Annotated in this window: 13 protein-coding genes; 8 read left to right on the forward strand and 5 right to left on the reverse strand. The window is 72.1% G+C overall.

Annotation, left to right across the window (positions count from 1 at the left end; translation table 11 throughout):
• Positions 1–109: 109 nt before the first annotated feature.
• A complete protein-coding gene (locus J2S55_RS35510) occupies positions 110–874 on the forward strand; it encodes a hypothetical protein (RefSeq protein ID WP_306870000.1) in 765 nt (254 codons plus the stop codon).
• A gap of 132 nt (positions 875–1,006) precedes the next feature.
• Positions 1,007–1,888, forward strand: a complete 882-nt coding sequence (locus J2S55_RS35515; RefSeq protein ID WP_306870002.1) for a DUF2268 domain-containing putative Zn-dependent protease — start codon at positions 1,007–1,009, stop codon at positions 1,886–1,888.
• Positions 1,889–2,050: 162 nt separating this feature from the next.
• Here J2S55_RS35515 and J2S55_RS35520 read toward each other — a convergent pair whose 3' ends face one another.
• A complete protein-coding gene (locus J2S55_RS35520; protein WP_306870004.1) occupies positions 2,051–2,692 on the reverse strand; it encodes a response regulator transcription factor in 642 nt (213 codons plus the stop codon).
• 84 nt (positions 2,693–2,776) lie between these two features.
• Here J2S55_RS35520 and J2S55_RS35525 point away from each other — a divergent pair, with 84 nt between their 5' ends.
• The 6 genes from J2S55_RS35525 (at position 2,777) to J2S55_RS35550 (ending at position 8,843) form a co-directional block, all read left to right on the forward strand.
• The gene (locus J2S55_RS35525; RefSeq protein WP_306870005.1) at positions 2,777–3,781 is read left to right on the forward strand and encodes a DNA topoisomerase IB; all 1,005 of its coding nucleotides are present in this window, start codon (positions 2,777–2,779) and stop codon (positions 3,779–3,781) included.
• Between the two features lie 219 nt (positions 3,782–4,000).
• On the forward strand, positions 4,001–4,393 hold the full coding sequence (locus J2S55_RS35530; RefSeq protein WP_306870008.1) for a ChaB family protein: 393 nt from the start codon (positions 4,001–4,003) through the stop codon (positions 4,391–4,393).
• Positions 4,394–4,555: 162 nt separating this feature from the next.
• Positions 4,556–6,214: a catalase gene (locus J2S55_RS35535; RefSeq protein ID WP_306870010.1), complete on the forward strand. Its 1,659-nt coding sequence runs from the start codon at positions 4,556–4,558 to the stop codon at positions 6,212–6,214.
• A gap of 185 nt (positions 6,215–6,399) precedes the next feature.
• Positions 6,400–6,948 (forward strand): cysteine hydrolase family protein, encoded by a 549-nt coding sequence (locus J2S55_RS35540; RefSeq protein WP_306870013.1) that lies wholly within the window; start codon positions 6,400–6,402, stop codon positions 6,946–6,948.
• 36 nt (positions 6,949–6,984) lie between these two features.
• Positions 6,985–8,430, forward strand: coding sequence for a DUF2254 family protein (locus J2S55_RS35545; RefSeq protein ID WP_306870015.1), 1,446 nt, complete (start codon positions 6,985–6,987; stop codon positions 8,428–8,430).
• Positions 8,431–8,570: 140 nt separating this feature from the next.
• Positions 8,571–8,843 carry a WhiB family transcriptional regulator gene (locus J2S55_RS35550; protein ID WP_306870019.1) on the forward strand — a complete coding sequence of 91 codons (273 nt, stop codon included), beginning with the start codon at positions 8,571–8,573 and terminating at the stop codon, positions 8,841–8,843.
• Between the two features lie 106 nt (positions 8,844–8,949).
• Here J2S55_RS35550 and J2S55_RS35555 read toward each other — a convergent pair whose 3' ends face one another.
• The 4 genes from J2S55_RS35555 to J2S55_RS35570 form a co-directional block, all read right to left on the reverse strand.
• Positions 8,950–9,915, reverse strand: a complete 966-nt coding sequence (locus J2S55_RS35555) for a DUF72 domain-containing protein (protein ID WP_306870021.1) — start codon at positions 9,913–9,915, stop codon at positions 8,950–8,952.
• A 75-nt stretch (positions 9,916–9,990) separates the two neighbouring features.
• Positions 9,991–12,063, reverse strand: coding sequence for a catalase (locus J2S55_RS35560; protein WP_306870023.1), 2,073 nt, complete (start codon positions 12,061–12,063; stop codon positions 9,991–9,993).
• A gap of 128 nt (positions 12,064–12,191) precedes the next feature.
• Positions 12,192–13,241 (reverse strand): NAD-dependent epimerase/dehydratase family protein, encoded by a 1,050-nt coding sequence (locus tag J2S55_RS35565; protein ID WP_306870025.1) that lies wholly within the window; start codon positions 13,239–13,241, stop codon positions 12,192–12,194.
• 172 nt (positions 13,242–13,413) lie between these two features.
• On the reverse strand, positions 13,414–14,166 hold the full coding sequence (locus tag J2S55_RS35570) for a DUF4097 family beta strand repeat-containing protein (protein ID WP_306870028.1): 753 nt from the start codon (positions 14,164–14,166) through the stop codon (positions 13,414–13,416).
• Positions 14,167–14,248: the final 82 nt, after the last annotated feature.

Below are 14,248 nucleotides of genomic sequence, written 5' to 3' on the forward strand. Positions count from 1 at the left end.
ACGAGATGCGGGGCCGCACAGCCGGTCGGATGTGTATTCCTGTTAGTACCCACCCGGCTTTCCCGTCAGCACCCACACGGACGCCGCTTGATCGTCCCGATGTGCTTTCATGGCAGGCGTGGCCAGTCCGCTCCAGTACGGTGACCCACCCCATCTCGGACCCTTCGTGCTCCAGGCCCGTCTGCGGGTGGGGCCCGCCGGGCTGGTCTACCTCGGGCAGGGCTCCGACGGCCGGGCGGTCTCGGTCGCGGTGCTGACGAGGGGCGCCGCGCTCGACCCGGCGGCCCGCGACCGGTTCGTCACCGGGATCCGCGAGGCGGCGGCCAGCCGTTCGGGGGTGCGGGGCTGGATGGCCAGGGCGGCGCGCGGCCGCACCGCGGTGGCCGACACCGCCCCCCAGGTGCTGGCCATGGACGGCGGGAGCGCACCGTGGGTGGCCACGCCGTACGAACCGGACCGGGCGGGGGCCGAGCGCTTCCTGGAGCCGGTGCTGGTGCGCGGCACGCTCATCGGCGAGCAGCACGGCCCGGACTTCGCGCCGCACTGGATCAGCGACCGCTCGCCCGCGCTGCCCGCGCCGCCCAAGAGCGCGCCGCCGCCCACCGAGACCCGCCGGTCGGTGGTCGTCGCCGGGGCCGTGCTGACCGTGCTGCTGGTGCTGCTGGCGGTGATGGCCTGGCTGCTGATCCGCCGCGACGACGAGGTCCAGCCGCCGCCCAAGCCGCTGCCGCCGACGATGTTCGTGCCGACCCCGCCGCCGGTCCCGGCGACGCCGGAGCCCGGCGAGCCCACCACGTCCCCGTCACCCTCGCGCAGCGGCACGGGGACCCCGGGGCCGAAGCAGGGCGAGGAGGACGACGGCTCGCCCATCTAGAGCCGCGTCCGCCGGCGGAGCCGCCTTCCCGCTCAGGGCCGGGCACCTCCACGACGGCACCGAGGAACATCGCCAGGGCGGCGGAGCCCCGGGGTTGACTCTCACGTAACGTGAGTTCCTAGCGTGCCGGACATGGAAATCATCGTTCACGACACCCCACGGGCCATGCTGGAGCTGGCCGGACTCCCGCTCGACCGGCGTCCGGACGCGCTGCGCGGCATGCTCGCGCCGATGCGCCAGGCCGTCCCCGTGCCCGGCGACATCGTCGACATCCACCACGGGGGCGGCGGCTTCCGGGTGGACCGCGACGACGACCGCTACCTGCCCGCGCTGCGCCGGCTGGTCGAGGAGGACGTCCGGGGCCGGATCGGCGACGCCCTCGCGGCCGCGTGGAAGCGGCTCGGCGACGCGGTGCCGGGGATCAGTGGCCCCGAGAGCCTCCAGGTCATGCTCGTCCTGGGCGACCCCGACGACGAGTATCTGACGACCACCGTCGGCGGCTACTACGGCATGGGGGCCACGCCGGGCTGGCTCTACCTGCTGGCCTGGCCCGCCGACGACGTCATCGGCAGGATCGCCCACTGCGCGGTGCACGAGTTCCACCACCAGGTCCGCTACCACAACGTGGAGTGGGACCCCAGGACGGTCACGGTCGGTGAGCACGTCGTGTCCGAGGGGCTGGCCGAGGCGTTCGTCCGGGAGCTGTCCGGTCCCGAGGCCATGGGGCCGTGGGCGGGGATGGTGACCGGCGCGGAGTTCGACCGCGCCTACGAGAAGATCACCGCCCACGTCGGCCTCGCCGGCATGCGGCACACCCCGGCCTACGTGCTGGGCGACGCGGCCATGCGCAGGTTCGGCCAGGAGCCGGCCGGTGTCCCGGACATGGCCGGCTACGGCGTGGGCCTGCGCATCGTCGACGCCCACCTGGCCGCCTCCGGCCTGACCGCCGCGGAGAGCACGGTGCTGGCCGGAGCCGACATCCTGCGCAACGCGGGGGTGGCCGTCCCGGCCTGAGGGGCACGGCCCGGCGGCGGCGCCGTGCAGGGGCACCGCGCAGCGGCGCGGCACGGCGCGCGGCACAGCATGGCACGGCGCAGCGGCGGCGCGGTGCAGCGGCGGCGCGGTGCAGCGGCGCGGCGTGGTGCAGGGCATGGTGCGGCGCGGTGCCGGGCGGCCTCAGCGCGGGGAGACGTAGCCCGACTCGTAGGCGGTGATGACGGCCTGGGTGCGGTCGCGGGCCTCCAGCTTGGCCAGCACGTTGCCCACGTGGGTCTTCACCGTCTCCATGCTGACGACCAGCTCTGCGGCGATCTCCCCGTTGGACAGGCCGCGGGTCATCAGGCGCAGCACGTCGCCCTCGCGCGAGGTCAGCCGGCCGATGCCGGGGACGGCCCGGCCGCCCTCGCGCCGCGCGGCCAGCCCGCGGATGGCGGCCGGGAACAGCAGGGAGTCGCCGGCGGCCACGGTCCGGACCGCCTGGACCAGCTCGGCGGGGCGGGTGCGCTTGAGCAGGAAGCCGCTGGCCCCGGCCCGCAGCGCATCGTAGACGTAGTCGTCGTTCTCGAACGTGGTGACCACCACGACCTTGGGCGGCTCGGGCAGCGCGGTCAGCCTGCGGGTGGCCTGGATGCCGTCCACGGCCGGCATCCGCACGTCCATCAGCACCACGTCCGGCCGGTGCTCGCGGACCACCGGCACGACGGCCGCGCCGTCCGCGGCCTCGCCCACCACGGTGAGGTCGGGCTCCGAGTCGATGATGATCCTCAGGCCCGCACGGATCAGGTCCTCGTCGTCGGCGATCACCACACGCAGCGTCATGACCCACGACCCTACAGAGGACCGCCCCGGACCCCGGGAGAAGGTCCCGCTCATGAGGGCGTCCTTCCTGGGTAGGGGGCGGACATGACCGAACTCCGGCACAGCGACCCCGCGGAGCCGGGCATCCGGCGGCGGCGCAGGGGACGTGGCTTCAGCTACCACCACCCCGGCGGGGGCCGGGTGCGCGAGCGCCGCACCCTCGACAGGATCAGGGCACTGGCGCTCCCGCCCGCCTGGACCGACGTCTGGATCTGCCGGTCGCCGGACGGGCACATCCAGGCGGTCGGCACCGACACGGCCGGCCGGCGCCAGTACCGCTACCACGACGTCTGGCGGGCCGAGCAGGATCTGGCGAAGTTCGAGCGGGTGCGGGAGATGGCCGAGCGGCTGCCGAAGTTCCGCGAGCGGGTCGCCGAGCACCTGGAGCAGCGGGGGCCGACGCGCGAGCGGGTGCTGGCCGCCGCGGCGAGGATGCTCGACATCGGCTTCTTCCGGGTGGGAGGGGAGGCGTACGAGTCGTTCGGGCTGGCCACGCTCCGGATGGAGCACGTCACCTGTAGGGCGGGCAGGGTCACCTGCTCCTATCCCGCCAAGGGCGGCAAGCGCCGGGAGGTGGAGATCGTGGACGCGGAGGTGTGCAAGGTGATCTCCTCCCTGCACAGCTCGGGAGAGGAGGGGGAGCTGCTGCGCTACAAGGACGGCTCCCGATGGGTGGACGTGCGCAGCGACGACATCAACGCCTACCTCCGCGAGACCCTGGAGTCGGAGGTGTCGGCCAAGGACTTCCGGACCTGGCACGCGACGGTGCTGGCCGCGGTGGGCCTGGCGGTCTCCTCCCGGGTGCGGTCCAGGACCGGCAGGAGGCGGGCGGTCAACCGGGTGATCAAGGAGGTGGCCGGTTACCTGGGCAACACCCCCGCCGTCGCCCGCGCCTCCTACGTGGATCCCCGCGTCGTCGAGGCCTACGAGAAGGGCCGGACCATCGCGGGGGCGCTGACCGAGCTCGGCGCCGACGCGGATTTCGGGCAGCTCGCCACGCACGGCGGTGTGGAGCGGGCGGTCCTCTCCCTGCTGAGACGCCCGGCCTGAGACGCCCGGCCTGAGACGCCCGGCCTGAGACGCCCGGATTGAGGCGCCCGGATCGAGGCGCCCGGATCGAGGCGCTCGGCCTGGGGCGTCCGACCTGCGAGTCCGGCACGGCCCGGTTCCGGAGGCCGCCCGAGGTGAGGCCGGTGCCCTGACATGAACCGGGACGGCACGGGCATGGGGGCGGTGACACCGGTGACGAGCGAGAGAGGTGAACCGGAGATGCCGGCACGAGAAGAACTCCCGTCGACGCTGCAGCGCTCTTCCAAGAAGGCGCGGGACACCTGGATCAAGGCCCATGACTCGGCGGTGGAGACCTACGGTGAGGGGGAGCGGGCGCACCGTACGGCCTTCGCCGCGCTGAAGCACTCCTTCGAGAAGGTCGGCGACCACTGGGAGCCGAAGGCCCGCAAGGGCCCCTCCGACGCCCAGGCGGCCAGGAGCACTCCGAAGCGGGGCAAGACCGCCGAAGGGGTCGACGCCCACGCGTCCAAGCAGCATCTGTACGAGGTGGCCAAGCGCCTGGGCGTCGACGGCCGGTCCACGATGACCAAGGACCAGCTCGTCGAGGCCATCAAGAAGGCCAACCGGAGGGCCACGGCCAAGGCCCGGTGAACGGCGGCCGTCCCGGGCAGGCGCCGTTCAAGTGAGCTTCCCTCTTGCGGAGATTCTTATTTTTGGCGCTATAAGTCGCTTTTAGTCGGATAGGGAACCCCCCGTGTGCCGACAGGGATTCGGTGCGCCGGAAATGATCGCCGCGAGGAGGGAAGCGTCACGATGACGGACGTGTCGAGCAATGGGCCGCAGCGGGGAGACGGGCGACCGGTGCTGACCAATCGGCAGGGGCACCCGGTCTACGACAACCAGAACCAGCGCACGGTCGGCGCGCGAGGCCCGGCCACCCTGGAGAACTACCAGTTCCTGGAGAAGATCAGCCATTTCGACCGGGAGCGGATCCCCGAGCGGGTGGTGCACGCCCGCGGGGTGACCGCCTACGGGTACTTCGAGGCGTACGGCAAGCTGGGCGATGAGCCGGTCAGCCGCTACACCAGGGCGAAGCTGTTCCAGGAGGCGGGCAAGCGGACCGAACTGGCCGTCCGCTTCTCCACCGTGATCGGCGGCAGGGACTCCTCCGAGGCGGCGCGCGACCCGCGCGGGTTCGCGGTGAAGTTCTACACCGAGGACGGGAACTGGGACCTCGTCGGCAACAACCTGGCCGTCTTCTTCATCAGGGACGCCATCAAGTTCCCCGACGTGATCCATGCGCTCAAGCCCGACCCGGTGACCTTCCGGCAGGAGCCCAACCGGATCTTCGACTTCATGTCGCAGACCCCGGAGAGCATGCACATGCTGGTCAACCTGTTCAGCCCGCGCGGCATCCCGGCCGACTACCGGCACATGCAGGGCTTCGGGGTGAACACCTACAAGTGGGTGAACCAGCAGGGTGAGACCCATCTGGTGAAATATCACTGGATGCCCAAGCAGGGCGTGCGGAGCATGACCGCCGCCGACGCGGCCGCGGTGCAGGCGCAGGAGCTGGGGCACGCCACCAAGGATCTGCACGAGGCGATCGACCGCGGCGACTTCCCCGAGTGGGAGCTCCTGGTGCAGATCATGACCGACGAGGAGCACCCCGAGCTGGACTTCGACCCCCTGGACGACACCAAGGTGTGGCCGGAGAACGACTTCCCCGCGCTGCCGGTCGGCCGGATGGTCCTGGACCGGAACGTGGCCAACAACTTCGCCGAGAACGAGCAGATCTCCTTCGGCACCGGGGTCCTGGTCGACGGGCTCGACTTCTCCGACGACAAGATGCTGGTGGGCCGGACGTTCTCCTACAGCGACACCCAGCGCCACCGGGTGGGGCCCAACTACCTGCAGCTCCCGGTCAACCAGGCCAAGCACGCCGAGGTGCGCACCAACCAGCGCGACGGGCAGATGACCTTCTACGTCGACACCGAGGGGGAGAGCCCGCACATCAACTACGAGCCGTCCCTGCTCGGCGGGCTGAGCGAGGGGCACTACCCCACCCACGACGAGCAGGGGCCGGTCATCTCCGGCCGGCTGACCCGTAAGCGCCTCCCCAGGACCAACGACTACGCCCAGGCGGGTCAGCGCTACCTGCTGATGGAGCAGTGGGAACGCGACGACCTCGTGCTGAACCTCGTCACCCTGCTGTCGCAGGCCGAGCGGCCCGTCCAGGAGCGCATGGTCTGGCACTTCCTGATGGTCGAGGACGAGCTGGGGCTGCGCGTCGGGGAGGGGCTCGGGATCGGGCCCGGGGACGTCGCCCACCTGGAGCCGCTGACGAGTCAGGAGCTGGACGAGGAGGAGCGCGAGCGGCTGTCCAAGCTGGGCAAGAACGGGCCGCGCCAGGTGTCCGGCCTGAAGATGACCCACTGCGTCCCGGACGGGCGGGCGCAGCCGGCCGGGTGACGGCCGGCCGACAGCTCGGGCGGCCGCCGTCCGGGCGGTACCGGGGACGACGGCGCCGGGGCCGACAGTGCCGGGCGGGGGGAGCGCGGCGTCCCCTCCGCCCGGAGCGCGGCGCCCTCCGGAAGGGGCGGTGAACGGACGGCGGAGAGGCACGGGGAGAGGAGCACGGGGGAGAGGAGCGTGGTGTGGGGGCCACAGCGGTGATCGTGGTGGACATGCTGAATCCGTACGACCACCAGGACGCCGGACGGCTGGCGCGGAGCGTCGCCGGGATCACGGGGCCGCTGTCGGAGCTCGTCGGACGGGCGCACGGGCGCGAGGACGTCGATCTGATCTACGTCAACGACAACCACGGAGACTTCGCGGCCACCCGCGAGGACATCGAGACGCTGGCGCGCAAGGGCAGGCATCCGGAGCTGGTGGAGCCCGTGCTGCCCCCTCGCGACTGCGCCTTCCTGCCCAAGGTGCGCCACAGCGCGTTCTTCGGCACCTCGCTCGAATACCTCCTGCGCCGCCGGGAGGTCGAGACGCTGGTGCTGACCGGCCAGGTGACCGAGCAGTGCATCCTGTACACCGCGCTCGACGCCTACGTGCGCCATTTCTCCATCCGGGTGCCGCGTGACTGCGTCGCCCACATCCACGCCGACCTCGGCGACGCGGCGCTGCGGATGATGGAGCGCAACATGGGGGCGGAGATCACGACGGCCGGGCGGTGCCTCGCTCCGGCGGAATGATCGTTTGTTCCGCGGGCCCGAGGGTAATGGCGGGCGATGTCGGAAATCTCCCAACTCCAGCGCCTTGTGCCCAACCGGCAGGATCTCCGGGTCCGCATGCGGCTGTCGGCGGCGGAATTCCTGTTGACCCCGCTGCTCATGGTGCTCGGAGCGGTGGCGCTGGCGGTGGGGTCGGTCTCGGCGGACATCTCCTCGTCGGAGTGGCCCGCCGACGTCCGGGCGGTCTTCCTGCGGCTGTTCCCGCACGACAACCTGGTCAAGATGCTGAGTGTGATCGCGACGGGCCTGGTGACGGTCACCACGCTCACCCTGTCGGCGCTGCTGGTGGCGGTCTCGCACACCGCGACGTCGGTGGCGCCGGTGGTGTTCGACCAGTTCCTCCGGCGCAGGGCCAACCAGGCATATTTCGGATATGTCGCCGGTTGTGCGACCTACACCTATCTCGTGATGGCCGTCTCGCGGCCCGAATGGGCCGGGGTGGGGGCGCTCCTGGCGGTCGTGCTGGCCGCGGGGGCGCTCATCCTGCTGGTGTTCATGGGATATCTCATGATCGACCAGATGCGTCCCACCTCCGTGGTGCGCTCGATCCAGGAGCTGGCCTACCGGGCCCGGGTGCGTCAGATGCCGCTGCTGGCCCGTTCCCGCACGGGCTCCCTGCTGGAGGGGGAGTCGGTCCCGGTGACGACCCGGGCCACCGGATACGTGATCGACATCAGCACGGCCCGCCTGGAGTCGCTGCTGGCCGGCACGGGGGAGACGGTCGAGGTCGCCTTCCAGGTGCGCATCGGCGACCTGCTCGCCTACGGCGACACCGTCGCCCGGATCCGCGGCGGGAGCCCCGGGCAGCGTGCCCACGTCGCCGAGACCGTCCTCACCTGCGTCACGATCGACCGGGCCCGCAACGCCGACGTCGATCCCGACTACGCCATCGAGCAGCTCGGCAACGTCGCCTGGGCCGCCACCTCCACCCGGCAGAACCCCGACGTGGCGCTCGCCGCGGTCGGGGCCCTGCGCGACCTGTCGGCCCGCTGGGCGGCCGCGGGCGTCCCCGACGCCGGCGAGTACGGCGGGCCGCTGCCGGTGGTCTACGACGACGCCGTGCAGCGGCGCATCGCGGCCGCGCTGATCGACCTGATCGTCGTCAGCGCCTCCTCGCGGCAGCACCAGACGTGCGCCGTGGCCCTGTCCACGCTGGCCGACATCCTGCCCCAGCTACCGGAGCGCGACAAGGACGTCGCGGTGCGGAGCCTGCAGCGGGCGCTGCCGGCGACGCTCTCCCATGTGGCGAGCGTGGAGATGGGGCGCGGCCTGGCCAAGCTGCGCGCGGCGCTCGACGCGATCGGCATGGAGGACATGGCCGACCAGGTCCGCGAGATGGGGCCGCGGCTGGTCAGGGAGAGCGGTCTGAGCGACAAGGACGACCTGATCGACCACCTCGACGACACCGAGACCACCGGCCCCCGGTCCTTCCGGTTCCGCTGAATCCGGGAGCGCCGTGAAAACCGAGGTCAAGGCCATGTGATTTTTCACCCGAAAAGGTATGAATGTGTTTTCTGCGGGCACCCGATCCAGAAGCTGAGCCGCCCACTGTCGAGCTTCTCCACGTTCATTGGATCCCGCCTATGTCTATCCAGGGCAACGTCATTCCCATCATCCACTGGTCCCGCCGCTCCTCCTGCCTCAACGAGGACCCCGAGCTCTTCTTCCCCGTGTCCGCCGAGGGGCCCGGCCGGGAGCAGTACGAACAGGCCAAAGCCGTCTGCCGCCGCTGTCCGGTACGGCTGCGCTGCCTGGACTACGCCTTGAACACCCGCCAGATGTACGGCGTGTGGGGAGGCACCACCCCCGACGAGCGCAGAGCCGCCATGGCGGCGACGAGGCGCGGGGTGAGGTGACCGCCCGCACGGGTATGGAGCGGCCACCTCGGGACGCCGCCGGGCGGGGGAGCGCGCCGGCGGCCCGGACGCGCCCGCGCGCGGGGCGGCGTCCCCGGCCGTCCCCTCAGCCGGGGGCCCGCTCCGGCTCGGGGGCGCCGAGGAGGGCGGCCAGCCGTGCCGCGTTGCGCTGGGAGTTGTCCCCGCAGCAGTTGTTCAGGAGCACGTGGGTGGTCGGGACCTGGCCGGCGAGCGCGCGGATCCTGGTGGCCCAGCGCCTGAGCTCGGGCTCCGAGTACAGGTAGGCGAAGCGCTCCTCGATCTTCTTGCTGGTCCACCTGCCGGAGTGCCCGTGGAGGCGGACGATGGCCAGGTCGGAGGTCGCGGCGAGGACCGGCGGGATCGACGACGGGTGCCCCTGCGGCATGTCGACGCACACGTAGGGGATGTCGTGCGAGGCGAGGAAGTCGAGGGTCTCGGCCCGGTTGTCCTCCGCCATCCAGGTGTGGTTGCGGAACTCCACGCAGATGCGCATGGGGTCGCAGCGGCGCGCGCATTCGATGATGTAGCGCCGGTTGTCCCGCCCGATGGGGAACCACGGGGGGAACTGGAAGAGCAGGGCCCCCAGCTTCCCCGCCTCGTGCAACGGCCTGAGCGCGCTCAGGAAGCGCTGCCAGACCTCCTCGGCGACCCGCGGCCCGACGTCGCTCAGGTAGACCGTCCGCTTCGACGTGCCGAGCCCGTCCCGCAGATCCTTGTAGAGGGACTCCCGCCGGGTGGGGTGGTTGGTCAGCAGGGAGAACGCCTTGACGTTGAAGGTGAACCCCCGCGGGGTGCGGTCCCGCCAGGCCTCCACCGTGCGCTGGGCCGGCGGGTGGTAGTAGGTGGCGTCCACCTCGACGATCGGGAACCGCGAGGCGTAGTAGGCCAGGCGCGCGGCCGGGGTGGACGCGCCGGCGGGATACCAGCCCGACTCCAGCAGCGACCTGTCCGTCCACGAGGCCGTGCCGACCAGGATCCGCTCCGCGTCCGGCCGTCCCCCGTCACCGGCGGCGGGCCAGGTGATCCCGTCCAGGGAGAGCTGTGTCGTCATACCGGGCCCCTGCCCCGTCGGGGAGCGCCGTCACCTCCGTGACCGCACTCCCTCGGGGGCCGGGGGCGCCGCGGTTCACGCCGGCATCCGCTGGGTGTCGCGTGCGGGATGGCGGTGGGCGGCGGCCGCCGCGGCGAAGGCCGAGGTGAAGTCCTCCAGGTTCCCCTCGGCGTCGATGACCACTCCCGGCTGCGCGGAGGATCCGACCCGCGCGTCCTCCAGCAGCTCCACCCCGGCGCCCATGGCTCCGACGGCCTTGCCGTGCTTGAACGCCTCCGAGACGAAGTGCACGGCGTCGCCGTCCTCGCACAGGGCCTGCACGCTCGCCTTCCCGCCGGGCACCACCACGGCGTCGTAGAGCACCGAGGCCACGGTGCTCATCGCGCGGGTCACCGGGACCTGCTCACCGTCCTCGCCCCGTACCGCGCCGTCCCGCGCGGCCAGCACCTCGCAGATCGCCCCCATGACGGTGAGCGCCGCCTGCACGCCCTCGACCTGGGCGGCGTCGACGCCGTCGGCGGCGAGAATGGCGATCTTCCTGGTGGCGACGCTCTCCACCGGGGCGTGGTCCTGGCTGAGGGCGGGGGAGGCGTGGCCGTGGTTGGGCACGGCGGGCCCGGCGGGCGGCTCCACCCCGACGCCCTCGGCGACCAGGACGGCCAGGTCGTGGTCGACGTGGTTGAGGTTGCGGACCACGCCCTCGCGCACGTGGGTGTGGTCCACCTTGCCGAGCTCGAAGCGGAAGGCCGCGACGATGTGCGCCTTCTCCCAGCCGGCCATGCTGTTCCAGAACAGGGTGGCCTGACTGTAGTGGTCGGCGAAGCTCGCGCTGCGCTTGCGGATCTTGTCGCCGTCCACCCGTTCCTGGTAGTGGGTGTAGGCGCCCGCGCCGTCGACCGCCGGGCAGCCGGCGCCGAGGGAGTTGGGGTGGTAGCTCGCCTGGCCCCGGGGGATGGTCATCTGGTGGTAGCCGTCGCGATGGTGGTTGCGCACCTCGGCCACCGGCCGGTTGACCGGGATCTGCGGGAAGTTCGGCCCGCCGAGCCTGATCAGCTGGGTGTCGAGATAGGAGAACAGCCGGGCCTGCAGCAGCGGGTCGTTGGTGAAGTCGATGCCCGGCACGACGTTGCCGAGATGGAAGGCGACCTGCTCGGTCTCGGCGAAGAAGTTGTCGGGGTTGCGGTCGAGCACCAGGCGCCCGACCGGCCGCACCGGCACCTGCTCCTCCGGAATGATCTTCGTGGCGTCCAGGAGGTCGAAGTCGAAGGCGTGCTCGTCCTCCTCCGGCACGAGCTGGACGCCGAGCTCCCACTCGGGGAAGTTCCCGCTCTCGATCGCCTCCCACAGGTCCCTGCGGTTGAAGTCGGGGTCCTTGCCGGCGATCTTCTGGGTCTCGTCCCAGACGAGTGAGTGGATGCCGAGCTTGGGCCTCCAGTGGAACTTCACGAAGGTGCCGCGGCCCTCGGCGTCGACGAGGCGGAAGGTGTGCACCCCGAAGCCCTGCATCATCCGGTAGCTGCGGGGCAGCGCCCGGTCCGACATCAGCCACATCATCATGTGGGTGGTCTCGGGCTGCAGCTGCACGAAGTCCCACAGCGTGTCGTGGGCCGAGGACGCCTGCGGGATCTCGTTGTGCGGCTCGGGCTTCACCGCGTGCACGAAGTCGGGGAACTTGACGCCGTCCTGGATGAAGAAGACCGGCATGTTGTTGCCCACGAGGTCGAAGTTGCCCTGCGGGGTGTAGAACTTGGTGGCGAAGCCGCGCACGTCACGCACCGTGTCGGCGGACCCCCGCGAGCCGGCCACCGTGGAGAAGCGGGTGAAGACCGGGGTCCGCACTCCCGGCGTGGTGAGGAACCGCGCGGTGGTGAAGGCGGCCAGCGAGTCGTCGTAGGGCTCGAAATAGCCGTAGGCCCCCGCGCCGCGGGCGTGCACCACCCGCTCCGGGATCCGCTCGTGGTCGAAGTGGGTGATCTTCTCCCGGAAGTGGAAGTCCTCCATCAGCGTCGGGCCCCGCTCGCCCGCCCTGAGCGAGTTGTCGGTGTCGTCCACCCGGATGCCTTGATCGGTGGTCAGGTTGGTGCCGTGAAAGTCGACCCGGGCCTCGTCCAGCTGCCGGTCCTTGTCCGTACGGTCGTCGGCGGTCATGAGTCCTCCTGTCGGGCGTCGGTAGGCGGCGCCTCGACGCAGGACGGCTATACCCGGCCCCCGCCCCCGAAACGGGGAGGCGGTGATCCCTTCCCCCGCCCTTTACGGTCGCTTTCCTCCCGCGCCGGCTACGGCCGTCCGCCGACCCCGCTCGACACCTCGCCGATCCGCGCCGGGCCGCCGGCGTGGGACGACAGGGGCGGGGTGTCCATCCCCGCGGCGGAGCGCAGGCCCTCCAGCAGCTCCCGCAGCGCCTCGACCGCCGTGTGGCGGGGCTGCCAGCCGAGCTCGGTGCGGGCGCGGGTGACATCCATGATCGGTACTCTGAGCACCAGGTCGACCAGGCCGGGCGCGGCGGGGACCAGACGCATGTGCCAGGCGAGGGCGGCGGTGTTCCTGAGCACCCAGCCCGGGACGGGCACCAGCCGGGCGTCGAGCAGCTCGGCCAGCACGGACGGTTCGATCACGGGATCGGCGGCGAGGTTGAAGGCGCCCGACACCGGCCGGGTGACCGCCAGGCGGTAGGCCTCGCCGGCGTCCTCGGCGTGGAGCGCCTGGAACATGAGCCCGGGGGTGTCGGGCACGAAGGGGATCAGACGCGGCCGCATCAGCCGCTGCGGCACGAACGGTCCCCCGAACAGCCGGCGCTGCTCGGTCGCCGCCTCCCGCTTGAAGATGAAGCCCGGCCGTAGCCGCACGACCCTGGTGTCCGGGTGGTCACGCTCGAACACGTCGAGCAGGCGCTCCACGTACGCCTTCTCCCTGCCGTAGGCGGCACCCGGCCAGCCGTGGGTGGGCCACTCCTCGGTCACCGGCCGGTTCTTCGGGCCGGGGGAGTAGGCGCCCACCGACGAGGCGTGGACCACGACGGGGACGTTCCGCTCCGCCGCGGCCTCGAGGACCCGCACGCTGCCCAGGACGTTGACCCGCCAGGTCGCCACCGGGTCGCGGGTGGGCTGGAACAGCCACGCCAGGTGCACGACCGCGTCCGCCCCGGCGAAATGCGGCGCCAGGTCGCCGGTGGAGACGTCCACGGCGTGCCAGGTGGTCTTGTCCGGCTGCCAGTCCGGCAGCCGGCGGGCCAGGCCCACGATGGATGTGACGTTCTGGTCGGAGGCGAGGGCGGACACCACGCTCGTGCCCACGTTCCCGGTCGCGCCGACGACTACTACACGCATGTGTACCGCCTGCCCGCGACGGGACGGCCGAACCGCCGCCGACCAGGGCTTTGCCGTACGGTGCCCTTTCCGGCCCGGGGCGCCGGGGCCGGCGCCCGGCGGACCCGGCGCGGGCCGTGAGGTCCGGGCTCCCCGCCTCCCGCCGTCGCGCCCGGCCCCCGGCCCGCCGACCTCAGTCCTGCCCGGCCTGCCGTACGCGGACGTCGCCTTCGCCGGAACGCGCGTTCAGCGAGCGCGGGGCGGTGGAGGCCCGGGGCACGCGTGAGGTGGCCCTGCCATCCTTGCTGGAGACCGTGACGCGGTAGGTGTCGCCGGTCCTCGGCACCACCACGTCGACGGTCCCGCTGCCGGAGACGGCCTCCACCCGGCTGGGGACCGTGGTGAAGTACAGGGCGACGAGGCCGTCGGACGAGCGCGCCGTGACGTCGGAGGAGCCGATCCGCCGCGCGGTCACCTTGCCGCTCCGGCTGACCAGGCGCATCGGCCCGGAGACGGCGTCGGTGCGCACGTCGCCGCCGCGGCTGGTGGCGTTCAGCGCCCGGGTGAGGCGGACGGCGCTCACGTCGTCGTCGCCGTCGACCTCGACCGCCACGCCCGGCGGCACCTTGACCGTGTACTGGGCGTCGCAGTCGATCACGATGCCGGAGCAGACGGCGCCCACCGTCAGGGTGCCGCCCTTCAGCGTCCACGACGAGTTGCCCTCGTCGGCGGCCTTGCCCTTGAGCCGCCTGTCGACCTCGAGCGTGCCGGCGACGCCGGGTTCGAGGCGGACCGGCGTGCCCGTCGCCCTGATCACCAGCTCCGCCGCGGAGTAGGGGAACTCCCGGGAGTCGTGCCGCTCACGGCCGGTGGAACCGAGGCCGCAGCCGGCGGCCGCCAGGAGGACGAGGCCGGCCGTCATCAGATGTGGGGTTCGGAGAGTCACGCGCCCAGCCTCGCCGCGGCGCTCCCCCGGGGCATCGGCCGTTCGGCCGACCTGCGGGCGGAACCGGCCGGGAAGATCGGCC

Source organism: Streptosporangium brasiliense (assembly GCF_030811595.1).
Lineage (GTDB): Bacteria > Actinomycetota > Actinomycetes > Streptosporangiales > Streptosporangiaceae > Streptosporangium > Streptosporangium brasiliense.